The sequence below is a fragment of the Pedobacter sp. B4419 genome (assembly GCF_059693725.1).
In genome coordinates, this window is the sequence record NZ_JCASSL010000002.1 from 893104 (window position 1) to 915878 (window position 22775).

Annotated in this window: 22 protein-coding genes; 13 read left to right on the top strand and 9 right to left on the bottom strand. The window is 42.2% G+C overall.

All coding sequences use genetic code 11. From position 1 onward, the window contains the following. Positions 1-176 precede the first annotated feature (176 nt). Both AC570H_RS15440 and AC570H_RS15445 read left to right on the top strand, forming a co-directional pair. Positions 177-1307 (top strand): BamA/TamA family outer membrane protein, encoded by a 1131-nt coding sequence (locus AC570H_RS15440; protein WP_497356386.1) that lies wholly within the window; start codon positions 177-179, stop codon positions 1305-1307. Positions 1308-1555: 248 nt separating this feature from the next. Next, complete coding sequence (locus tag AC570H_RS15445; protein ID WP_497356388.1) at positions 1556-3733, top strand: penicillin acylase family protein; 2178 nt, start codon at positions 1556-1558, stop codon at positions 3731-3733. Positions 3734-3832: 99 nt separating this feature from the next. On the opposite strand, the gene AC570H_RS15450 is transcribed toward AC570H_RS15445, so the two are convergent. The 4 genes from AC570H_RS15450 to AC570H_RS15465 form a co-directional block, all read right to left on the bottom strand. After that, on the bottom strand, positions 3833-5404 hold the full coding sequence (locus tag AC570H_RS15450; RefSeq protein ID WP_497356390.1) for a M56 family metallopeptidase: 1572 nt from the start codon (positions 5402-5404) through the stop codon (positions 3833-3835). Between the two features lie 15 nt (positions 5405-5419). Beyond that, entirely contained in the window at positions 5420-7177 is a 1758-nt protein-coding gene (locus tag AC570H_RS15455; protein ID WP_497356392.1) for a M56 family metallopeptidase, read from the bottom strand. 2 nt (positions 7178-7179) lie between these two features. Beyond that, entirely contained in the window at positions 7180-7542 is a 363-nt protein-coding gene (locus AC570H_RS15460; RefSeq protein WP_497356394.1) for a BlaI/MecI/CopY family transcriptional regulator, read from the bottom strand. 260 nt (positions 7543-7802) lie between these two features. Further along, a complete protein-coding gene (locus tag AC570H_RS15465; protein ID WP_497356396.1) occupies positions 7803-8585 on the bottom strand; it encodes an O-methyltransferase in 783 nt (260 codons plus the stop codon). Positions 8586-8626: 41 nt separating this feature from the next. On the opposite strand from AC570H_RS15465, the gene AC570H_RS15470 reads away from it, so the two are divergent. Continuing rightward, complete coding sequence (locus tag AC570H_RS15470; RefSeq protein WP_497356398.1) at positions 8627-9493, top strand: transglutaminase-like domain-containing protein; 867 nt, start codon at positions 8627-8629, stop codon at positions 9491-9493. 9 nt (positions 9494-9502) lie between these two features. Here AC570H_RS15470 and AC570H_RS15475 read toward each other — a convergent pair whose 3' ends face one another. Next, positions 9503-10372 carry a hypothetical protein gene (locus AC570H_RS15475; RefSeq protein ID WP_497356400.1) on the bottom strand — a complete coding sequence of 290 codons (870 nt, stop codon included), beginning with the start codon at positions 10370-10372 and terminating at the stop codon, positions 9503-9505. A gap of 151 nt (positions 10373-10523) precedes the next feature. On the opposite strand from AC570H_RS15475, the gene AC570H_RS15480 reads away from it, so the two are divergent. Beyond that, positions 10524-10997 carry a RidA family protein gene (locus AC570H_RS15480; RefSeq protein ID WP_497356402.1) on the top strand — a complete coding sequence of 158 codons (474 nt, stop codon included), beginning with the start codon at positions 10524-10526 and terminating at the stop codon, positions 10995-10997. Between the two features lie 185 nt (positions 10998-11182). Here the strand turns inward: AC570H_RS15480 and AC570H_RS15485 are convergent, their stop codons facing one another. The 4 genes from AC570H_RS15485 to AC570H_RS15500 form a co-directional block, all read right to left on the bottom strand. After that, complete coding sequence (locus AC570H_RS15485; protein WP_497356404.1) at positions 11183-12058, bottom strand: alpha/beta hydrolase; 876 nt, start codon at positions 12056-12058, stop codon at positions 11183-11185. Positions 12059-12197: 139 nt separating this feature from the next. Next, positions 12198-13272 (bottom strand): peptide chain release factor 2 gene (gene prfB, locus AC570H_RS15490; RefSeq protein WP_497356406.1). Its coding sequence is split into 2 segments (ribosomal slippage): positions 12198-13211 and positions 13213-13272, totalling 1074 coding nucleotides; the frame shifts between segments, so codons are not numbered across the junction. Positions 13273-13310: 38 nt separating this feature from the next. After that, positions 13311-14615, bottom strand: a complete 1305-nt coding sequence (locus AC570H_RS15495; protein ID WP_497356408.1) for an amidohydrolase — start codon at positions 14613-14615, stop codon at positions 13311-13313. A gap of 26 nt (positions 14616-14641) precedes the next feature. After that, positions 14642-15157 carry a DUF937 domain-containing protein gene (locus AC570H_RS15500; RefSeq protein ID WP_497356410.1) on the bottom strand — a complete coding sequence of 172 codons (516 nt, stop codon included), beginning with the start codon at positions 15155-15157 and terminating at the stop codon, positions 14642-14644. A 142-nt stretch (positions 15158-15299) separates the two neighbouring features. Here AC570H_RS15500 and pgi point away from each other — a divergent pair, with 142 nt between their 5' ends. The 9 genes from pgi (at position 15300) to AC570H_RS15545 (ending at position 22773) form a co-directional block, all read left to right on the top strand. After that, a complete protein-coding gene (gene pgi, locus AC570H_RS15505) occupies positions 15300-16946 on the top strand; it encodes a glucose-6-phosphate isomerase (protein WP_497356412.1) in 1647 nt (548 codons plus the stop codon). 155 nt (positions 16947-17101) lie between these two features. Next, positions 17102-17764, top strand: coding sequence for a hypothetical protein (locus AC570H_RS15510; RefSeq protein ID WP_497356414.1), 663 nt, complete (start codon positions 17102-17104; stop codon positions 17762-17764). Positions 17765-17933: 169 nt separating this feature from the next. Beyond that, positions 17934-18491 (top strand): RNA polymerase sigma factor, encoded by a 558-nt coding sequence (locus AC570H_RS15515; protein WP_497356416.1) that lies wholly within the window; start codon positions 17934-17936, stop codon positions 18489-18491. Next, positions 18488-19699, top strand: a complete 1212-nt coding sequence (locus AC570H_RS15520) for an outer membrane beta-barrel protein (RefSeq protein WP_497356418.1) — start codon at positions 18488-18490, stop codon at positions 19697-19699. Before AC570H_RS15515 ends, AC570H_RS15520 begins: the two co-directional genes overlap by 4 nt. A 9-nt stretch (positions 19700-19708) precedes the next feature. Next, a complete protein-coding gene (locus tag AC570H_RS15525) occupies positions 19709-20065 on the top strand; it encodes a hypothetical protein (protein ID WP_497356420.1) in 357 nt (118 codons plus the stop codon). Positions 20066-20081: 16 nt separating this feature from the next. Further along, positions 20082-20624 carry a YceI family protein gene (locus tag AC570H_RS15530; RefSeq protein WP_497356422.1) on the top strand — a complete coding sequence of 181 codons (543 nt, stop codon included), beginning with the start codon at positions 20082-20084 and terminating at the stop codon, positions 20622-20624. Positions 20625-20632: 8 nt separating this feature from the next. Next, positions 20633-21580 carry a DUF5777 family beta-barrel protein gene (locus AC570H_RS15535; RefSeq protein WP_497356424.1) on the top strand — a complete coding sequence of 316 codons (948 nt, stop codon included), beginning with the start codon at positions 20633-20635 and terminating at the stop codon, positions 21578-21580. Positions 21581-21635: 55 nt separating this feature from the next. Beyond that, positions 21636-22097, top strand: a complete 462-nt coding sequence (locus AC570H_RS15540) for a QcrA and Rieske domain-containing protein (RefSeq protein WP_497356426.1) — start codon at positions 21636-21638, stop codon at positions 22095-22097. A gap of 145 nt (positions 22098-22242) precedes the next feature. Further along, the gene (locus AC570H_RS15545; protein WP_497356428.1) at positions 22243-22773 is read left to right on the top strand and encodes a DUF4251 domain-containing protein; all 531 of its coding nucleotides are present in this window, start codon (positions 22243-22245) and stop codon (positions 22771-22773) included. Positions 22774-22775 lie beyond the last annotated feature (2 nt).

A 22775-nucleotide genomic window follows, 5' to 3' on the forward strand; every position in this document is an offset into this window, starting at 1 on the left:
CATTGCGAGGCCGATCTTTGATGGCCCGAAGCAATCTCATCTCTAGAAAGATTGCTTCATCACTTCTTTCTTCGCAATAACGACTTGTGAAAACTGCCAACTGATTAATTGTTTTCGATTTTGGCTTCTTGACCATGGACTATTGACTATCACCTGATTTCTTTACATTTGCGGTGATGAAAAAAACTCTGCTGCTCCTGCTGTTCGTTGCGATTGGAACTGGTGCTCATGCACAAATGAAATTGATTAAAAGAATGCTGTCTAACGAAAAAGACACTACCCGCAAGGCCAGTTTCATGCCCGTACCAGTATTGGGCTACGCACAGGAAACAGGGTTTGAATTCGGATTGGGTGCCATCTATTCGTTTTACACAGACCGAAAAGACACCACCAACCGCAGCTCCAATTTTTCGGGCACGGCCTCTTACTCTACCAAAAAAACCTATAACCTTACCATTAAGGGCGATGCCTGGAGCAAAGGCAACAAATATCATTTCATTAGCGATATCCGCTTTAAAAAAATGCCTTTCAACTTCTTCGGATTGGGCAACAATACCCAAAAAACCGACGAGGATAAGCTGGTGCAGCAACAGATCAAAATCAATTTAGACGCCGAAAAAACTTTTTTCAAGAATGCCTATACCGGAGTTTCGCTCGGCTTCGAAAACTATACTTTTAGCGATAAGGAAACAGGCGGCATTTACAGCACCGCAAGCAATTTATACGATAGAGCTGGCGGATCGGCTGTTTTTATAGGCGTTTCGCAGAGCTACGATACCCGAAACTCTAATAATTATCCTACCAAAGGCTTTTTTGGCCGTGTAACCTATCAATATGCGCCAGACCTATTTGGTGGTGGCGATTTTACAGGAAGCCAAATCAAGGTAAACATCCGTAATTTTTGGTCGCTGGCACCTAAAGTGGTACTGGGTGTTCAAGGCCTTTACCATACGGTTCAAGGCTCTAAAACGCCGTTTTATTTATTGCCACAACTGGGCAACGACGAAATTATGCGTGGCTATTATACCGGTCGCTACCGCGATGAAAACCTATTGGCCGCACAGGCAGAACTGCGCTATCGCTTTATGAACCGTTTCGGCATCGTGGCTTTTGTTGGCGGAGGCAGGGTTTTCTCTAACGGTAATTTTTCTCTCCGCGACATGAAACCAAATTATGGTTTAGGCGGCCGTTATTTCTTCGATACGGCTAAAGGCCTAAGCGTTCGTTTAGATTACGGCATTGGCGAGAAAAAAGCCAATGAAAAACGTCAAAGCGGCTTTTACATCAGCTTGGCTGAAGCATTTTAATTGGTTCAATAGTTCATTCATCAACTCGTCATTACGAGCTCGATTTATCGGCGAAGCAATCTCATCTCGAAAGATTGCTTCACTCCGTTCGCAATAACGATTAGTCCGATCGAAAACCTGCAACTGCAAACTGAGAACCATAAACTGATAACTGAGAACCGTAAACTGATAACTGGTTTCCATCTTACATTTTACATCTTCCGTAAAGCAAAACTTCGTAAGTTTAAAAAGATTCTAACCAAACCCTTATGCGTTACCTGTATCTCCTATTGTTCTTAGCGCCCTTACAGCTTTGGGCGCAGAAATTTACGCCTGCCGAAATCGGTGCCTACCAGACCCAAGCCAAGCGTGTAACCATTATCAGAGACAATTGGGGCATACCACACGTATACGGAAAAAGCGATGCCGATGCGGTTTTTGGTTTGCTTTATGCCCAATGCGAAGACGATTTTAAGCGCGTAGAGCTCAACTACATCGAAAAATTGGGCCGGTTGGCGGAAGTGAATGGAGAAAAAGACCTTTTCAGCGATTTGCAGATCCGTTTGCTGATTGACACTACCGAAGCCATTGCTGATTACCAAAAGACACAGCCTTGGCTCAAAAAGCTGTTGGATGCCTATGCAGCCGGGATTAACTACTACCTCTATAAAAATCCGCAAGTAAAACCAGCCTTGCTCCATCGGTTTAAGCCTTGGTATGCTTTATTGTGGACAGACGGGAGTATTGGCGCCATCAATACCGCAGATTTAAGCATAGGGGAACTCAAAAAATTCTACACTGGCGATTATAGCCCTACTGCCTACGTTCCTGTAATCAAGGATCAGCAAAGCGGCTCGAATGGTTTTGCCTTTGCACCATCCATTACCGAAACCGGCAATGCCATTTTGTATATCAATCCGCATACTACATTTTACTTCAGACCAGAAGTACAAATGCAAAGCGAGGAAGGCTTAAATGTATATGGTGCCGTAACCTGGGGACAGTTTTTTGTTTACCAGGGCTTTAACGAGCATTGCGGCTGGATGCATACCTCAAACAATGTAGACATTGCAGATATGTATGCCGAAAAAATCACCAAAACAGATAAAGGCCTATTTTACGAATACGACAAAAAGAAATATCCCGTAGGCATCAAGAAGATGGATCTCCGCTATAAAGACGGCGATGCCTTAAAGCATAAAAGCTTTACGACCTATTTTACCAATAACGGTCCGGTAATGGCTATACGAGATGGCAAATGGATCAGCTTGCAATCAAAAAACAGAAACACCCAAAGCCTGATCCAAAGCTGGGTACGCACCAAGTCTAAAAGTTTTGAAGATTACCAGAAAGCGATGGACCTGAAAGCCAATGCTTCTAACAATACCGTTTACGCCGATGCGCAGGGCAATATTGCCTATTGGCATGGAAACTTTATTCCGATCAGAAATCCAAGCTACAACTGGGCTGCCGTGGTTGACGGTTCTACATCGGCCACGGCATGGAAAGGACTTCATCCAGTGAAGGAAAGCGTACATGTTTACAATCCGCCAAATGGCTGGTTGCAAAACTGCAATTCTACACCATTTACCGTAGCCGGGAAAGACAGTCCGATTAAGGCCAATTACCCAAGCTACATGGCACCTGATGGAGAAAACTTTAGAGGGGTTGCCGCTGTTCGCTTACTGAGCCAACCCCAAAAATATACCTTAGAAAAGGTGATTGCCACCGGATACGACACCTATATGCCTGCTTTCGACATTTTGGTACCGGCACTGCTCAAGGCTTATGCGCAATTGCCACAAAGCGATCCTTTACTGGAAGAGTTAAAAGCCCCTATTGCCTTGTTAAAGAATTGGGATTACCGCTCTGGCGAAACTTCTGAAGCCGCCGCCTTGGCCATGGAATGGGCACCACGCCTCAACATGAATATCCAAAAAGTATATATCAATCCTGGCGAAAGAGATCAAGTAGAAAATACCAAGGCTTTTGCCGCCAGTGCCCGTTCGAATGACTTGTTAAATCCTTTAAAGGCTACTATTGCCGACCTGAACAAGCGCTTTGGCAAATGGCAGGTTGCTTGGGGCGAAATCAACCGTTTCCAACGCTTAACAGGTGCCGTTAATGAAAAATACGACGATAATGCGCCTAGCTTGCCTGTAGGTTTTGGCTCGGCCATGTGGGGGCAGCTGCCTTCGTTTAGGAGCAACATGTTTAAAACCAATAAACGCTATGGCAACAGTGGCAACAGTTTTGTGTGCGCTGTAGAATTTGGAAAAAGAATTAGGGCCAAATCTGTATTGGCCGGAGGCAATAGTGGCGACCCTAATTCTAAGCATTTTAACGACCAGGCTTTAATGTACAGCAAGGGCCACTTTAAAGACGTGTTGTTTTACAAGGAAGATGTGGTCAAAAATGCGGAGCGCACCTATAAACCAGGTGAATAAGTTTATTGATTTTATCGGGAGATTTAACACCCCTGTTTGCGACCAGCTCTCTGATCGCTAGTGAAGAATGCCAACAAGTACATCATTTTGGCTTAGCGATTATTGCTTCTGCACTCCGATAAGAACTCCTTGTTTAGTCCTTAGGTCAAAAGAAACTTCTTTAGCCTTTGTACTACCTTCATTGGGCATGGTAATAACAGCTTCATAACCTCGAGCTGTGCCTTTCAGTTTATCTAGCTCTATCTTTTTTGCCTCTAAGATAAAGCCATCTATTTCTATTTTGGCATTGCCGTATAAGGTCATTATACCATCAATCTTAGATGTTCTGATCGAATCGCTTGCATAATATTTGAGGTGTTTCATCAGGTCTACGGTTTCGATTGGATTTGATTCAACATTACCTGATGGTGCAACCGCATGATAGGTTCCCTTGTTCAAATCGAATACCATATTTTTGCTCGTAATAACAGAACCATCCCCTGTCTTCAAGCTTGCTTTTGCTGCCGTTACTATTCCATTTTGGGCATCCCATGTAATATCGTCAGCTTCTAAAATGCTTCCAAATATCTCCATTACTCCTTTTTTGATATAGCTGATATTTAATTTGGTATCAACCCGTGCGAGTGATGAGGAGATCAGTCTCGGCAATTTGCGTTTGGCGGTATCTGTCGTTTTTAAAGGAGGAACTGTCTTAGTTTTGGCCTTATTATCCAATTCGTTTTTTTGGAGATCATTTGCTATACTTTTTGGACTCTCTGCTTCAACCTTAGCGCTCGAAAACACTTTCATGCTTGGAAAAACCTTTACTACATCTATTGTAAAGCCCCAAACCAGGCTTAACACCACTGGAACAGCCAACAAATACATCACCTTTTTCATTTGTTTCGATTTTGTATTAAACAACATTTTAATTCGCGCCTTAACTGGGCTCTTCACAAAATTGTGAATGAGGGGAGTTGCGCTTTTGGCTACGGCCAACTTGAGCAAGAGGTGGGCGTAGTGTTTGGCGCCAATGCTAGCAGAAGTGGCTTCATCAGCCTCATACTCGTGCACCTCCTCCAATTCTTTATCATAGAGATAGATAATAGGATTAAACCATAATGCCGCTTTGGCCAACATTAGCAAGAGCTTATCTATCGAATGCAGCTGTTTGGCATGCACTTCTTCATGCTTTAATAAAATGGCCAGTTCTTCGACACTGAGGCTATTTCTATCAATAAAAACATAATTGAAGAAAGAACAATTGGTAAAACCCGTTTGCTTGGCCACCAGTTTTAATCCGTTGAGGCGCTCGGTGTTTTTACCAACATGTTGCAAGAGCCTCACAATTCTCCAAAGCATAAGCAAGAACAATCCAGCTACGATTGTACCATAGAGAAAAGGCACCAGACTTTTCCAATCCAATTGGTTTTGGGTTTCAATGAGAGGAAATGTCTGGATACCTGATGCACCATCCGGAGCACCTTTCAATATAAAGCCCTGATCTGCAAGGGCAATCTGGTCTACTTCCTGCTCAATGGTAAATTGCAATGCCGGAATAGCGAAACTCAGCAACAAGGTAAACAGCAGGTAAAAGCGGTTTCCCTTAAAGAAAGTCAGTTTTTTGAGAAACAATACGTAAAGCCCAAAAAATACGGCCGAGCAAATGCAAACTTTAAGCAGGTAGATCATGTGGAGAGTGATTAATTATTTATTGGTTCTTAATTCCAGTACCGCATCATACTTGCCTACCAGGCTAGGATATCTTTTGGCAAAATCTGACGCTTCTTTATCACATACAGAAACCTCATTGCATCTTTCGATCATAGCCTTGGTTATATTTTGTGCCTGGCTTTCTGAATAGGCAATTCCATTTACATAGATCATTACTTTACCGTTTTTCGGAATATTGGTTGATGCCGAGCTTCCCACAACTGTTCTGAGCATAACAATGTCCTCTTCTTGGCCATTATCGCCCATTTGGGAATACCTTTGGAAATAAGGTCCTTCTTCTTTAATCGTTAGGGCATTTCCGTTTATCGTTCTGCCAGTACCTAGGCTTGCAATCTTGGTAGTAATGCCACTAACGGTTACGGCATTTCCACCTCTGGCTATACCCGTTCTTACCTGGGTTCCGCTTATACCTTCCGAACGGCCTGCAATTACTACATCATTAATGGTGCGTGCTCCGGTAGCCCTAAATTCGCTAGGTACACCAGCTACTGCTATTGAATTTACATCTCTCGAAACGCCTGCAATCCTTACTTCGCTTACACCGCTTGTTACATTGGTACCTTTGGCATTACCAATAACCGCTACATCGCTTTGAATACCTGTTACTTTATTTGTGCTTCCCAAGCTCCTAACTGTAAAATCTCTTACTGTAGTCGCTTGTTGATTATTGGTTGCAATTCCTCTAGCTTGTATCACAACATCGTTCACCGCGCTGACTTCAACGCCTGCTACCGTTGCCCTGCCATTGGTTTCTTTTACTGACACATCGTTTTTTGAAGTAAGCTTCTCCGCTCTTACTTGTTTAACTCTGCTTGCAGGTACCTCTTTTACAGGCACGGTTCTGGTTTCGATTACTTTCTCTTGGGCATAGACCACGTTTACGGCAAAGCCCCAAACCAGTCCAGTTGCTATTGGCAGTGCCAATACATAACTTAACTTTTTCATGTTTTTTGATTTTGATTGGTATAACATTTTTATTCTTTCCTTAATCGGACTTTTCACAAAGTTATGCACCAGGGGATCGCTGTATTCCTGAATGGCCAGTCTTAGGAGCAGATTGGCATAAGGCAGTGTTCCAAAGTTGGAAGAGGTTGATGCGTCTGCCTCATATTCGTGGATTTGCTCCAGTTCTTTATTGTAGAGATAGATGATTGGATTAAACCACAGCACCGCTTTTGCAACAAGCAACAATAGTTTATCAACCGAATGGTATTGTTTGGCATGTACTTCTTCGTGCTTAAGCAAAAGACCGATTTCCTCTTCTGTTAAATTCTTCCGATCGATAAATACATAATTGAAAAAAGAGCAATTGGTAAAGCCATCATTCTTATGGATCAGTTTTAAGCCATCAATGCGATTGTAGTTATTGGTATGTTTCAGCAATTGAACCAGGCGCCATAGGGCCAAGGCCAAAAGTGCAAATACAATAATCGTGTACAAAGAACTTAGCCAAAGAGACCAATCTGTTGTTGGAGGAGCTACCAAAGGAACCTGCTCAATGGGCTGTGCCTGTGCCACCGAGTAAACTTCGCTTGCCTGCAAAACAATTGGTGGCAACACCTTTTCTACCTCTACATTTAAGGCTGGAATAACAAAGCTCAGCAACAAGCTAAACAGCAGGTAAAAACGATTGGCCTTAAAAAAAGTAAGCCTCCTGAGCGCCACTAAATAAAAGGCGAAAAACAGGGCCGAGCAGGCGCTTACTTTTAAGAGATAGATGAACCATTCCATAGCTAGGATTTTTTATTGATCAATGCTTTTAATTCTTCAATGTCAGCTTCGCTCAGCTTCTCTTCCTTTACCATAAAAGAAAGCAGGCTGGCCGGCGAATTATCGAAATAGCCTGAAAACATTTTCGAGAAGGTAGTTTTGGTATAGTCTTCCTTGCTGATGCTTGGAAAATACTCATAGGTTTTGCCATAGGCCTTGTAGTTTACATAACCTTTCTTTTCCAATAGCCTTACTATCGAGGAAATGGTATTGTAAGGCGGCTTTGGCTCTTCGTCGAGCTCTTCGATGATATCTTTAACAAACGCTTTTTCCAGTTTCCACAAAACCTGCATGATGCGCTCTTCTGTTTTGGTTAATTCTTCCATAACCTAAACTTACAACTGATTTTTCAGTTATACAACTAAAAAATCAGTTTTTAATATTAATTAACTGATAATCAGGATAATAATTTTATTACTACTAAATAGAGGGTTATGAAATTTGAACGCTCAATTCATCATCCAGAGCAAAGCGAAGGATCTGTAAAGGAAATTTCTCAATGCAGTTTCCTCCTCTCGTCGGAATGACAAAAAATTGGGCAACTCCCTAGACTTCGGACTCCGGACTTCCGACTTCTGACTGTTGACTAGAACTTCAACTTAAAATGCTCCTTGGCTTGTCCTTTTCTGAAATAGACCAGCCCGATCCAGAACAGATCTACGGTTACGGTTACATCAGGATGGTTTTGAATGGTTGCCCAGGCATTTTTCATGCCTTCGCTCCAATAAATATCGTCGAATATGAGCAATGAGCCCTCATGTAGCTTAGGCAGGCACCAATTGAAATAATTCAGCGTGGCTTCTTCGGTGTGGTTGCCATCAATGTATACAAAATCCAACTGATCGGCATTTTCAATAGCTGCTGGCAACAAATCGTTAAAATTGCCAACCTGTAGTTCCACATTTTTCAGTTCCAGTTCATTAAAATTCTGATAGGCAACTGCGGCAGTTTCAGGGCAACCTTCTATGGTCAATAGATTGGCTGTAGGCTGTGCTTCGGCCAAATAAGCCGTAGTAATGCCCAAACAGGTGCCTAGTTCGATGATATTGCGTGGTTTTTGATCGGCCACCAAACGATAGATCAATTGGGCAAGCCTTGGGTTTTTGAGCGCATTCTTGGCAATCTGGCTCACCTTTTTTGTACGGTTTTTATTGAGGTGCGATCCTGCGCCGAGGTCGGTTACGGTGATCAGCTTATCGTCATGCAAAAGTTTTTTTCGCTGCGCTTCTATGCGCTTATATGCTTCTTTCGCAGAAAAGTCGTAAATTACCTCATCAGCGAGCTTATACACAAAAGGCGAATGGGTACCGTGTCTGCTTTTGGCAGTTAATCGATGCTTGAGATAATCGACGATAAATGTAAAAACCATAGCCACAAAAATAAGCAAACAGAAATTGTAATTGCACATTAATGGAAAATCTTGCAGAAATTAGCGCACTTGTCAAATTATTAGACGATCCTGATGAGGAGGTGTACCTGCATGTACAGCAACGCCTGCTCGAATACGGCAACGAGGTGATCAACTATCTGGAAAGCGCCTGGGAACAATCGCTCAACACTTTATTACAGGAACGCATTGAAAACCTGGTGCACACCATTCAATTCAACAGCGTAAAAGAAGACCTTAATTTATGGTACCAGAGCGGCGCTTTTGATTTGTTGCAAGGTGCCATTGTGATCAACCGTTACCAGTATCCCGATCTCGACGAGCAGCAGCTCATCAACCAGATCGAAGAAATTAAGCGCGAAATATGGGTGGGCCTGCAATACGAAATGAGTTCTATTGAAAAAGTGAAGCTGATTAATCATGTGTTTTACAACCAATATGGCTTTAGTGGCAACACCAAAAACCATCACGATCCGCAGAATTCTTACCTGAGCCAGGTTTTGGAAAGCAAAAAAGGCAACCAGATTTCTTTGGCCATTATTTATGCCACCTTGGCACAGAAGCTGGATATACCTGTTTATGGTGTAAACCTGCCACAGCACTTCATATTAGGCTACATAGACGAAGGCAATGCCGAAAAGGAATATGGCGTACTTTTTTACATCAATGCCTTTAACAAGGGCGCTATTTTTGGCAAGCATGATGTAGACCAATTTCTGCGCCAGCTTAATTTAGAACCGCAGCCGGGCTTTTATTCGCCTTGCAGCAATACAGAAATCATCAGGCGCATTATCCGCAACCTGATTTCGGCCTACGAAAACCTTGGCGCTACCGAAAAAGTAGACGAGTTAAAAGAATTGCAGGATATCCTGTCTGAAAATGACATTTAGTTTTTCGGATTATCTGCAAGAATAAGTCATATTGTAAATAAACACAAAAGAAGAAGAATCCTTAGTCCCATCCAAATAGTAGTTATTTACGGCAATGTTCGTTGTTACTTGTCCGGGCTTTCCAGTCTTAGTGTATTTGTACGTATACAAAGTGATATCGTCTTTTACCTTATTTCCGCTTGATGTGTATGTAGTAAGGCTAGTTGACTTGACGAGCACATTTTTTGATGCTTTACCAAAATAATTTCCCGGGCAATAATCTACTAGCATATAGATAGGATCAAATCTTTCATAAACACGGGCATCTTTTGCCAGCTCTGTTGAATATTCGAAAGTGGTCAACGCTGTCCGACCTTCTTGTTCGAAAGTTGACTTGATTTGCACCAAATTACCGTTTGTATAAGCTAATTCGTGTTTGGAATTTAATTCTCCATTTTCATACCACTCAATCAGTGTCAAATAACCCTCGGCATCATAGGTATATTTTCTAGTCAGGTCTTTGGTTACACCATTGCCGTCAACAAAATTAACGACTGTGCTAGATTCAGCTCTCCCATTTACCAAATTAATCTGGGCACGTTCATCGTCTTGGTCAACAGTTTCTATTCTATTTGTACTATAGCTAAAATTCTTAAATCTGAAGTTCCTTGTACTTCTTGTTAACCTTCCTGTTGCATCATAGGTAAATTCTGCATCGAAACCACCTGCATCACCAAGATCTGCAGCTACCTTACTTAACCTGCAATCACCTGCATTTCCACCTGTCTCTTCGCCTCCTCCAGCACCTGGCAATTGGCTAAAATCGATTTCTTTGGCACAGCCAAAAATGCTTAAAATGGCCATTGTAGCCACCATAATTATTCTAAAATTTTTGATCATGGATTGGGTAGATGCGAGCATTAAATTTAAAGTATTTACAGCTAAACTGTTGGCTACAAATATATTAATTTAAAATTACATCGCAATTGTTTTCAATTTGTAACTTAGCATGAGTTGCTCTTCGGGTTATTCTCATTTATAGTTAAATCGTATGAAAAAACTAATCATCCTAATCTTTCTTTTCAGCTCAAATTGGGTTTTTTCTCAAAATGCTACTCCTGTAGTCAAATTTCGGAATCCTGATCAGGTTGTTACTCCAAAAGGCTACACGCATGCGGTCGAAATAGATTTAGGCACCAGCAAAATGCTACTGATTTCTGGACAAGTTGCCTTGGATAAACAAGGAAATCTAGTTGGCAAAGGCGATTTGGCCAAACAGAGTGAACAGGTTTTCACCAATATCAAAGCAATTGTGGAGGATGCTGGCGGCACTATGAACGATTTGGTAAAAATCGGTATTTTTATGCTAGATGCCTCTCAGGTGTCGACACTCAGAGACGTTCGAGACCGATTTATCAATGTAAAGCAACGACCAGCCAGTACCTTGGTTCAGGTGAGTGGGCTTTATAGAGACGATTTGTTGATCGAAATAGAGGCTACCGCGGTTATCCCGAAGAAATTTTAAATCGGTTTGTGGTTTCAGTCAGATTTAGGAAACAATCGTTTCTTCTGCTCTATTTTGCACAGGCCAAAGTCAGATAGCCCAGATTGTAGCGACATCCTTTTTTGCTGCTTAGGCAAAAAGATACAGCGAAAAGCTGGACAGACTTTAATAACGCGAAGAACAATGCGCTCCAAAACCTCACTTGTTTAAAGCCATTTATTCTGTTGCATCCAGCTTTTTAGGCTTTCGAACCAGTCTTCTTTGGTGGTTTTGTTGTATAAGCCAAAGCCATGGCCACCAGCTTGGTAAATGTGCATTTCGGCTGGAACTTTGTTTCTGGCTAAAGCTTCGTCGTAAAGCAGACTGTTTTTTACCGGCACCGTGCCATCATTATTGGCATGCACCAAAAAAGTAGGTGGCGTAGCGCTATTTACCTGGAGCTCCGAAGAAAAATAACGGCGCTGCTGTGGCGTTGGCTCATCGCCCAAGAGGCTTCTAACCGAACCTGCGTGCGCGTATTGTCCGAAATTAATCACCGGATAGATCAGCACCGAAAAATCAGGCCTTAGGCTGATGTTTTCCTGGTTGTTTACCTTCATGTCGTTGTAGTGAACACTTAGGCTAGAAGCCAAATGTCCACCTGCAGAAAAGCCCATGATGCCAATTTTATTCGGATCAAGGCCCCAAACGCCGGCATTTTTTCTAACGAGGTAGATGGCCTGCAAGGCATCTTGCAAGGGTGCCAATGATTTATCGACCATGATGGCTTCGTTTGGCAAACGATATTTAAGTATAAAGGCGGTAATGCCTAATTCGGCGAATTTCTTGGCCACCAAAGTGCCTTCCTTTTCGAAAGCCAAAATGCTATAACCGCCACCCGGGCAAATAATTACAGCAGTTCCATTTGCCTTTGCGGACGTATAAACGGTGAGCGTAGGATCGGTTACCTTGCTGATGCGCAATATGCCGTCAGTCCCCGTTTCTGAAGTTTCCTTGAAATCGGCAGGCGGTGTTTTCGACCCTGGAATAGCGGCATTATAAAGCGGAATGACCTGTTGGCTTTGTGCTTTGTTTATGATCACGAAAAAAACGAAAATTAAAACGAATAGTTGTTTCATTATATCAATTCATCACTAAGTTTAATACAAGTTGTGTTCTCTATCGCAAACTTGCCTTTGATTTATAATCGCTTAAATATAACTCTTTATATGATAAAATTCCTTAAAACTCCATTAAGTAAGCCTTTAGAAAGTCGTTGATATCGCCATTCAAAACCGCATCTGGATTGGAGGTCTGAAAATTGGTGCGATGGTCTTTCACCCTTCGGTCATCCAACACATAGCTCCTGATTTGCGAACCCCATTCTATTTTCTTCTTATTGCCTTCTATCAATGCGGTAGCTTCCATGCGTTTGCGCATTTCGGCTTCGTACAATTGCGATTTCAATAAACGAATAGCATTTTCCTTATTCTGTAGCTGCGATCTCGATTCCTGGTTTTTAATAATAATGCCTGAAGGTTTGTGGTATAAACGCACGGCGGTTTCTACCTTGTTTACGTTCTGTCCGCCGGCACCACCAGCCCTGAAGGTCTCAAACTCGATATCGGCGGGATTAACATCAATCTGTATCGTATCGTCAACCAATGGATACACATAAACCGACGCAAAAGAAGTGTGTCTACGGTTATTGCTGTCGAAAGGAGAAATCCGTACCAAGCGATGCACTCCGTTTTCTCCCTTAAGATAGCCATAGGCAAATTCCCCCACAATTTCTATCGTTACCGATTTGATACCGGCCACCTCACCTTCTGCATAGTCTTGTTCGGTAACCTTGTAGCCATTTTTTTCAGCCCACATCAGGTACATGCGCAAAAGCATGCTTGCCCAATCGCAACTTTCGGTACCGCCCGCCCCTGCAGTAATCTGCATCACGGCGGGTAATTGGTCTTCCTTGCTGTTGAGCATGTTTTTCAGCTCTAAATCTTCGATCACTTGAAGGGCGATGGCATATTGCTCGTCCATCTCTTCTTCACTGGCATCGCCGCTTTGCAAGAAATCATAAAGCACGGTGGTGTCTTCTACAACCGCATTCGCTTTTGTAAAACCCTCTGTCCACTTTTTCTTTGTGCTGATTTCGGCCAGAATGCTCTCTGCCTTTTTCGGATTATCCCAAAAATCGGGAGCCGTTGTTCTTTTTTCTTCTTCGCTTATTTGATATAACAGTTCATCAACGTCAAAGATGCCTCCTCAGAGAAGTTATTCTATCTCTTAAATCCTGTAACTGGTCTTTTGTCATGCAACAAATATAGAAATGATTGTCAGAATAGCGACTGATTACTTTTTCATCGATAGATAATCCAACGTCAGGTTACACAATGCCTTTACGCCTAATGCAAAACCACTTTCATCTATAAAGAAATCTGGCGTATGGTGCGATGGCGCCTTTAAAGGATCCTGGTCTTTCGGCATGCCACCCAAAAAGAAGAAAAGCCCAGGCACTTTTTCCTGATAAAAAGAGAAATCTTCGGCCCCTGTTACCGGCGCTTTCAACTTCACATTGGCCGATCCGGCAGTTGCCTGCAAGCTTGGCAACATCTTTTCGGTCAGTGCCAAATCGTTAAAAGTAACCGGATAATGTGCACTGTAAGGAATTTGTACCTCTACCTTGGCTCCTGCCGCTTCGCCTGTTTTGGTGGCGATGGTTTTGATGCGTTCGATAAACATCGCTTCATCGGCAGGGGTAAAGTTCCTTACCGTTCCTAACATTTCTACCTTTTCTGGAATGATGTTAGAGCGAACGCCTCCGTGGATAGAGCCAATGGTAACTACGCCCGGATTTTCGGTAATGTTTAAGTTCCTGCTTACAATGGTTTGGAGGTTATTTACAATTTGCGCCGCCACTACAATAGGATCGATGCTGCTCCATGGATAAGCGCCATGCGCCTGACGGCCGGTAATGGTAATTTTCATGTCGTTAACCGCAGCCATGGTGCCACCCGGACGATAGGTCAATTGGCCAACCGGCGTTTGAGAATTGATATGAAGTCCAAAAACAACATCGACATTTGGGTTTTGCAATACGCCTTCCTTTACCATCAATTCGGCTCCGCCCTCTTCGCCAACCGGTGCGCCTTCTTCTGCCGGCTGAAAGATAAATTTCACCGTTCCGGCCAAGTCTTTCTTCATGCCCGCCAAAATCTCGGCAACACCCATCAAAATAGCCATATGCGAATCATGGCCACAGGCATGCATTACCCCAACTTCCTGATCGTTATAAGTGGTCTTTACTTTTGAAGCGAAGGGCAATGTACCTCGCTCAGTTACCGGCAGGGCATCCATATCAGCCCTTAAAGCCACTACCGGACCAGGCTTTCCGCCCACCAATAGTCCTACTACACCAGTTTTGGCCACGCCGGTTTTCACGGTTATGCCTAGCGATTGCAAATGCTTGGCTATAATGCCTGCCGTACGGACTTCGTTATTGCCCAACTCTGGGTGTTCGTGAAAATCGCGACGCCAATTGATTACTTTTTCGGCTAAGGCATCAGCCTGTTTGGAAACTGTTGCCTTTTGGGTCGCATTTTGTGCAAATAACCATAGCGGAGCCACTAAAAGCCCTGAGAGCAGAATTTTCTTCATTCTTTAATTATTAAAATCAGTATGAGCTAGTTAAACATTCCTTTTAATTTATCTACAATTCCGCCACCTTGTGTATTTTGTCCATCTGTGTTTTGGGCACTTCCTCCTGTAAACATACCCATCACATCGCTAAGGTCGAACTTGCCATCGCTGCCACCTGCCAATTTGCCTAAAACATCCTGAATGTTGAATGAACTATCGTTGGGATCGTTTGTTTTTTGGGTAAGCTTGCTGATAATAGAGGGAATAATAGTAGAGGCTACACTTTTAGCTGTTTCGGCACTGATGCCCAAGCCACTCAGCTTATCTACAAAACTGCCTGCAGCCTGTGCGGCAACAGGCGAACCTTCGGCATTGCCACTATTGAATATATCGGCCAATCCGCTAAAGTTTCCAGAAGAAACCTGTTCTTTTAGGCTATCGAAAATAGAGCCTGATGCGGCTTCGATTACAGCTTCATTTTGCTCATTTGGTATCTCGCTATTGTTTGCAACAGCATCCTGTGCATTTTCACGCACCAATTCATTCAAATTTTCTAACATGGCTTTAATTTTTAATTGATAAAATTATTGAACAATAGGCGAGTTGATTGGTTATTGAAGATAGAAAAATTTGATGGTTTTTGAACATAAAAAAGACAATTTAAATTGTTTGCTTTCTTACTTTTACAAAAACATAAATGCCATGCTTCCAAAAATAAATTTTACAAAAACAGAGGCCTATAAATATTTGGCCGATCATTTTATAGACATCAACCAACAAAGCATCAAAGATCTTTTTACCCAAGATGCCGATCGCTTTGCCAAGTTCTCGATCTTGTTCGAAGACATTTTATTCGATTTTTCGAAAAACAGGATCAATGACACAACCATAGCCCTGCTTGTTCAGTTGGCGCGCGAGTGCAAATTAGACGAGGCCATTAAGGCCATGTACAGTGGCGACCAGATTAACCAAACCGAAGGCAGACCTGTACTGCACATCGCTTTGCGCAACCAGGGCAATGAGCCTATTTTGGTTGACGGCAAAGATGTAATGCCTGAGGTAAACGCCGTTTTGGCTAAAATGGAAAAATTTAGCAATTCGATTATTTCTGGCGAGTGGAAAGGCTATACGGGCAAACAGATTACCGACATCGTAAATATTGGCATTGGGGGTTCTGATTTGGGGCCGGTAATGGTTACCGAAGCCTTAAAATCATACAAAACACGTTTAAACCTGCATTTCGTTTCTAACGTTGATGGTACGCACCTCGCCGAAACCTTAAAAGCAGTGAATCCGGAAACTACCTTGTTTTTGGTAGCCTCCAAAACTTTTACTACTCAAGAAACCATGACCAATGCCAACAGTGCCAGGGAATGGTTTTTAAATAGTGGCGCCAAAAAAGAGGACATTGCCAAGCACTTTGCCGCGCTTTCTACCAATGCAAAAGACGTAGCTGCATTTGGCATCGATACCGAGAACATGTTTGAGTTTTGGGATTGGGTAGGTGGCCGTTATTCTTTATGGAGCGCCATTGGCCTTTCGATCTGCCTGGGTATAGGCTATGCCAACTTTAAACAATTATTGGCGGGTGCCCATGCTACCGACCAACATTTTAAGCATACGCCTTTTGAGCAGAATATTCCTGTAATTCTAGGACTTTTAGGCGTGTGGTATATCAACTTCTTCAATGCCGAAACGCATGCCATTTTACCTTACGATCAATACCTGCATCGTTTTGCAGCTTATTTTCAGCAAGGCGATATGGAAAGCAACGGCAAGCATGTAGACCGAAACGGGAATGCGGTAGACTATGAAACAGGTCCTGTAATTTGGGGCGAACCGGGCACCAACGGACAGCATGCCTTTTACCAGTTGATCCACCAAGGTACCCGCATCATTCCATGCGATTTTATCGCGCCGGCGCAAAGCCTTAATCCCCTAGGCAACCACCACCCTATTTTGCTGTCTAATTTCTTTGCCCAAACCGAAGCTTTAATGAATGGCAAAAGCGAGGAAGAAGTAATAGCAGAACTTAAAAAAGCAGGAAAATCTGATGAGGATATCGCCTCACTTGCGCCATTTAAGGTTTTTGATGGCAATAGGCCAACCAATTCCATCCTACTTAAAAAAGTAACGCCTTACAGTTTAGGCAGCTTAATTGCCCTTTATGAGCATAAGATCTTTGTACAAGGCATTATCTGGAATATTTTCAGTTTCGACCAATGGGGAGTAGAGCTCGGCAAGCAACTGGCACAAAAAATACAGCCCGAGCTAACAGACAACCAGCCTGTAACTACTCATGATTCTTCTACCAACGGGTTGATCAATCAGTATAAGGACTGGAGGTAACCATTCATTGGTTCATTAGTTCATTGGAAACAGTAGAGCGTATTGTGTACAGCGTATTGCGAACTGAAAGCCGAAAACTGCTAACTGAGTCCAAGCAATTACTGACATAATCGACAAATATTGTTATATTAGTGTACACACTAAATGAAATCATTATGAAACTTTTAAAATCGTTGGCAACAGGCGTTGTAATGCTTTGTGCCATGAGCACATTTGCTCAAACCAAGGGTGGTGAAACAGATGAATTGATCAAAGGCAAAAAATTCGCTTTTGTTGTTGATACTATTCAAGTTAAAACTGGGCTAAACGGCGTGCCCCGTAATAGTTTCCCAGACTTTACCCAATTAAATCCAAGTACTTTAAATCCGGCAACTAGTAAGCAAATAACGGACAAAGGTATGAGCCAATACGTGGTTAATAATTATTATAAACTATCGCAAGGTAATGGAAGTTATTTTGAGACTTACAACATCAAATCGCCAAAAGGAAAGGCTTCAACAACTGAAGAAAAATCCAAGGCACAGGTATTTCTTATCCAAGACAGTAATAAACTTGTTTTAAGAAATGTAAAAAACCCAAACAATTTTGCCCAAATCGGAGGCAGCCAGTTTAAAACATTAGACGATGCAGTAGATTACAAACTTGTTTCGGCCAAAAAACAAAAGGACAAATGGCTGCTTACCTATAAAATAAAATCAGAGAGCAGCAACGAAAAAATTTACATCGAAGTTTTAGAAAACGGCAAAGCAACTTTGCAAGGAGAACCTAGCAAAACCCAAACCACCGTATTACACGGTTACTTGGCCAGCATCGACTAACAAAAGATTTTAAGCCAAAAATCGATCGCCATTTGATTGCTTTATAAGTAATTAAATGGCGATTTTTTGTTTTATAGCAATTTTTATTGCTTAAATTTCTATATCGAGGCAACCTTTATCAAAAACCTGCCGTAACTGCATATATCTAAACAAATTTATTGGAATTATTTTGCTAACACCCGAACTCATTAATGGCTGTATCAGAAAAGACCGGAAAAGTCAGAAAGAACTTTACCGACTCTACTATGGCTATGCCATGAGGATCTGTTTACGCTACGCCAAAAACAAAGACGAAGCGGTTGAGTTGGTAAATGATGGTTTTATGAAGGTATTCATGAATATGCAGCGCTACGACAGGGAGCGGTCATTTAATGCCTGGATCAGTACCATTATGATCAACACCTCGATAGACCACTACAGAAACCGAATAAAACAAATGGAAATGGAAGAACTTAACGCTAAGCACGAATTGGAAGACAGAGAGAATATTCTTTCCCATTTACACTATGAAGACCTGATTAAATTGGTTCAAAAGCTTTCTTATGCCTATAGAACGGTTTTTAATCTTTTTGCGATAGACGGCTATTCTCACGAAGAGATTGCCGACATGCTCTCTATTTCGGTTGGCACCTCAAAATCTAACTTGTTTAAGGCCCGAGAAAACTTAAAAAAGATGTTGACAGAAACTTTGGTTGCCGACCAACAACAAATTAACTATCAAAAATGAAAGAATTGAACGATAAAGATTTCGACCAGGCTTTTAAAACACGGGTTACGGAAGAGTACCTGGAGTTTGAAGAAGAAGCTTGGTTAAAAATGGAGAAAAAGCTCCAGAAGAGGGATCGTATGATCTGGCTGAGAAATGCCAGCATTATCTTGTTGTTTCTTTCATTCGGCATAGGATTTTATATGTTCAATCAAAAAGAACAGCCTAAACAAGAGATTGCGCGCAAGAAACAACCACAAAGCCAGCTAGAACAAACGCAAAAGCCTGTAGCTGATACACCAAAGCCGGCTGTGGAACTGGCACAGGAGAAACCTGTTGCTAATGAGAAACGCCTACTTGATTTTAATTCGAAACCATCACAAGAAGTAAAACCTGTTGTAATCATCCCTATTGATAACAACAAAATTGTTCCAAACAATGCCATTGCCAATGTGATTGTTCCGACGCCAGCTAATGCGATACCTGCTGAACAAAAACCAGTAAATCCCGTGCAACCAGCTAATCCGGTTCAAAAAACCGAGTTGACTGATCAGCAATTGATTGCCCAGCTTACATCACCGAGCATTAATACCGTGGACACACTTTCTAATCCCACAAAAAAGATAAAAGTAAAACGTAAACTCCCTATTACCTTGGCCATTAGTGCAGGACCAGATTTTAACTCTACCAGTACCTTGGTAGGTGGCAAGGGAGCTGCCACTTTTGGGCTTACCGTTGGTGTTGGCCTGAGCAAGAAATTAGCTGTACAAACCGGGCTCATTTATGGCGCTAAAAACTATACAGCTAATGGCTATGACTATCATTTTAACAATCCAGATGTAAAAAATATTATTGAAAAAATTGATGCGGCTTGTAAGGTATTAGAAATTCCCTTGCGCGCATCTTATACCCTAAGCAATAACAGCAAGCGCAGCATCCAGCTCAATGGAGGCTTGTCTAGTTACCTCATGCTCAGAGAAAATTATGTTTTCAAATATACGCAAGCTGCAAGCAGGGCTGATAGAGTTACCGAAAAGATCAATGCCAACCAGCATTTCTTAAGCGTGCTCGATCTTTCGGCTACTTATAATATCAAGCTCAACAATAAATTCGGCTTTGGCATCGAACCTTATGTTAAAATTCCCCTAAGTGGCATTGGCGAAGGAAATGTGCCTTTAAAATCAAGTGGTGTATCCCTAAAACTCAATTATAGTTTCCGAAACAATTAAAACAATCTTATGAAAAAGTTAAGCATCTACCTGAGCATTTGCATGCTCTTCGGGGCAATCTATGCCTGTTCAAAAAAGCAGGCCGATGAGATCAAGCCAGAAACCGGCACCGAAGTTACCGTTGCAAATGTAACCTACGCCAATTTTACAGGCAATCTTTTGCAAACCAAATGTAATAGTTGCCACGGACCAAGCGGAGGCGCAAGAAGCTTTTGGGCGTTTACTGGTTTGCCATCTGTAACGGCTAATGCCACTCAATTAAATAATGTAATGTTGGTAACCATGAGCATGCCGCAGGGCGGAAGCTTAACGGCGAAAGAAAAAGAGCTGTTAAAAGCCTGGTTTGATAAAGGCATGCCACAATAACCTTAATCTAATTTATATGAAAAAAGCAGTGTCCATTTTGTTTGCAGTTGTTTTATTTACTCAATTGCAGGCGCAAACCTTGGTTAGCAAAAGCGTAACCGCGTCCTTCTTTTCTTCTACCCCTATTGAAGACATCAATGCAACAAGCAAAACGGGCGCATCGGCCATAGATACCAAAACCGGGAATGTGCTGGTTAAAATCAACAATACCTCCTTTCAGTTCAAAAAGAAACTGATGGAAGAGCATTTCAACGAAAACTACATGGAAAGCGATACCTACCCAACTTCCGAGTTCAAGGGAAAGATCATTGATCCTGTAGATTTTTCGAAACCTGGAACTTACACCGTTACCGTAAAGGGAACCTTGCTTTTGCATGGCGTAGAAAAGCCTTACCAAACAGAGGCCAAGCTCATCATAACCGCCAATGAGGTTACTGCCAACGTTGCATTCAATGTAAAGCTGGAAGACCATAAAATAAAGGTTCCTCGACTCGTATTCAAAAACATCGCCGAAGTAATACAGGTAAAAATAAACGCAGTATATCAACCTAAGAAATAAACATCGCTATGAAATCAATTTTTCGCACATTTCTTTTAGTTTGCCTCATTTACGCAATGCCTAATCATGTATTTGCGCAGGATTCATTAGAAAAGGCACTTCAAATGCCAGAGCTTAAAAAGAAGGTAAGTGCCACATTTAAATCGCCCAAGCTTATTAATATCCAAACCAACGAAACCATTTACAAAAACGAACTCGATTTTAGGGTTGACCATCGTTTTGGAGATATTGCCGGAAGTGCTGGCGGCATCAAAAACTTTTATGGGCTCGACCAGTCAACAGATATACGTATTGGTTTCGACTACGGCATTAGCGATAATCTATCTGTAGGCCTGGCACGAGCCAAGGGGGCCGGACCAATAACCCAGCTTTATGAAGGCAACCTGAAATATCGTTTGCTTTCCCAAAGCACCGACAATCGAATGCCGATCAGCATTACCCTGTTTGGCAGCACCACCATAGCGGCCTCAAAAGCATCTACCGATCCCGTTGCCGCAAATGCCTTCAGTCAATTTCAAGACCGCATTGTTTATGTGCTGCAAGGGGTATTTGCCAGAAAGTTCAATTCAAATTTTTCTATGCTCCTGATGCCTTCTTATGTGCATCGGAATTTTACAGCATTTGGCGACCAAAACGACCTATTTGCCCTATCTGTTGGCGGACGTATAAAGCTGACCAAAAGAATGGCTTTTGTGGCAGATTACACGCTGCCATTTAGAAACAAGGATAAAAAAGAGTACCTCGAAAGCCTCTCGGGAAATAAGTATTATAACACTTTGGGCGCAGGATTAGAATTTGACACTGGGGGGCATATTTTCCACCTCAACTTTACCAATGCTACGGCTATCCAAGAATCTCAGTTTATTACAGATACCAATACTTCTTGGCTTAAGGGACAGTATCGTTGGGGCTTCAGTATTTCCCGCAGATTCTCCTTTGACAAAAAGAAAACCTAACTATCCTAATTGAGTCCAAATTAACATCACTGATCTTTCACTAAAATCAAATCATATGGAACGTAACGAATTTATTAAATCCTTGGGGCTTGGTGTGGCCCTGGTATGTGCTGGAAGTTGCCTATCTGCATGCGGCAGCAAGTCTGATGATCCTGCTCCGGGCCCTGGTGGCGGAGGAGGTGGCGGTGGCGCAGTAGGCACTAAAGTAAACATAGACCTAACCACGCAACTTGCCACGGTTGGTTCTTTTGTAGCTACCGGTGGCGTATTGTTTATCCGCATGGCTACAGGAAATACGACCTCGTCTTTTGTAGCAACACAAGCTGCTTGTCCACATCAAGGTGGTTCATTAAACTGGATCCAAGCCAGCAACCTGATCCAATGTAGCTTACATGCCTCTCAATACAACACCAGTGGTGCCATTTTAAGGCAACCTAACGATGGCGGAACCACAAGTGCCCTTAAAGTTTACAGCACAAGCATTACCGGCAATACATTAACTGCTACTATTTCGTAATTTTTAAGGTTGAAGGCAGGACGGGAGAAATATTTCCCGCCCTTTTTTTGTTTTATTTATGGAAATTGGTTAACTTTTTAATCATATAGCTGATTTTGAATTTAATCTTCAAATCTTTTTTAAGTATTTAACCAATCTCATAACCATGAAATCATTGAAAATATTAGCTATGGCTGGTTTAGCCCTTTTATCTATCGAAGCTTTTGCCCAAACAGATAAGGCAACTACCCGCAAAATTGTTGAAGACAAAACCTATACCTTTGTAGCCACCAGCGCATTGCCCTTAAACGGTTCAGATATCAATAGCATCATGTCTAAAATGCCAGGAGGCATCAACAATGGTGGCAATATTAACCTAACGGGAAGCAATTATGACCTGCGTTTATCAAAGGATAGCTTAGTGGCCTATTTGCCTTTTTACGGCAGGTCTTACAGCGCTCCGCTTAGCAATGAAGAAGCCGGCTTTAAATTTACCAGCACAAAATTTGTTTACAATGCAACCAAACGTAAAAAAGGTGGCTGGGACATCCGAATTAACGCCAAAGACGTAAAAGACAGTCCACAAATGACTTTAACCATTAGCGAAAGCGGTTATGCCACTTTAAGCATGGTAAGCAATAACAGGCAGTCGATTACCTATAATGGCTACCTGAGCGAAAATACCAAAAAAGACTGAGG

Excerpts from the sequence above, each read along its gene's own strand:
- AC570H_RS15440 (WP_497356386.1), top strand. The coding sequence starts at position 177 with ATGAAAAAAACTCTGCTGCTCCTGCTGTTCGTTGCGATTGGAACTGGT.
- AC570H_RS15445 (WP_497356388.1), top strand. The coding sequence starts at position 1,556 with ATGCGTTACCTGTATCTCCTATTGTTCTTAGCGCCCTTACAGCTTTGG.
- AC570H_RS15450 (WP_497356390.1), bottom strand. The coding sequence starts at position 5,404 with ATGATCTACCTGCTTAAAGTTTGCATTTGCTCGGCCGTATTTTTTGGG.
- AC570H_RS15455 (WP_497356392.1), bottom strand. The coding sequence starts at position 7,177 with ATGGAATGGTTCATCTATCTCTTAAAAGTAAGCGCCTGCTCGGCCCTG.
- AC570H_RS15460 (WP_497356394.1), bottom strand. The coding sequence starts at position 7,542 with ATGGAAGAATTAACCAAAACAGAAGAGCGCATCATGCAGGTTTTGTGG.
- AC570H_RS15465 (WP_497356396.1), bottom strand. The coding sequence starts at position 8,585 with ATGGTTTTTACATTTATCGTCGATTATCTCAAGCATCGATTAACTGCC.
- AC570H_RS15470 (WP_497356398.1), top strand. The coding sequence starts at position 8,627 with ATGGAAAATCTTGCAGAAATTAGCGCACTTGTCAAATTATTAGACGAT.
- AC570H_RS15475 (WP_497356400.1), bottom strand. The coding sequence starts at position 10,372 with ATGATCAAAAATTTTAGAATAATTATGGTGGCTACAATGGCCATTTTA.
- AC570H_RS15480 (WP_497356402.1), top strand. The coding sequence starts at position 10,524 with ATGAAAAAACTAATCATCCTAATCTTTCTTTTCAGCTCAAATTGGGTT.
- AC570H_RS15495 (WP_497356408.1), bottom strand. The coding sequence starts at position 14,615 with ATGAAGAAAATTCTGCTCTCAGGGCTTTTAGTGGCTCCGCTATGGTTA.
- AC570H_RS15500 (WP_497356410.1), bottom strand. The coding sequence starts at position 15,157 with ATGTTAGAAAATTTGAATGAATTGGTGCGTGAAAATGCACAGGATGCT.
- pgi (WP_497356412.1), top strand. The coding sequence starts at position 15,300 with ATGCTTCCAAAAATAAATTTTACAAAAACAGAGGCCTATAAATATTTG.
- AC570H_RS15510 (WP_497356414.1), top strand. The coding sequence starts at position 17,102 with ATGAAACTTTTAAAATCGTTGGCAACAGGCGTTGTAATGCTTTGTGCC.
- AC570H_RS15520 (WP_497356418.1), top strand. The coding sequence starts at position 18,488 with ATGAAAGAATTGAACGATAAAGATTTCGACCAGGCTTTTAAAACACGG.
- AC570H_RS15525 (WP_497356420.1), top strand. The coding sequence starts at position 19,709 with ATGAAAAAGTTAAGCATCTACCTGAGCATTTGCATGCTCTTCGGGGCA.
- AC570H_RS15530 (WP_497356422.1), top strand. The coding sequence starts at position 20,082 with ATGAAAAAAGCAGTGTCCATTTTGTTTGCAGTTGTTTTATTTACTCAA.
- AC570H_RS15535 (WP_497356424.1), top strand. The coding sequence starts at position 20,633 with ATGAAATCAATTTTTCGCACATTTCTTTTAGTTTGCCTCATTTACGCA.
- AC570H_RS15540 (WP_497356426.1), top strand. The coding sequence starts at position 21,636 with ATGGAACGTAACGAATTTATTAAATCCTTGGGGCTTGGTGTGGCCCTG.
- AC570H_RS15545 (WP_497356428.1), top strand. The coding sequence starts at position 22,243 with ATGAAATCATTGAAAATATTAGCTATGGCTGGTTTAGCCCTTTTATCT.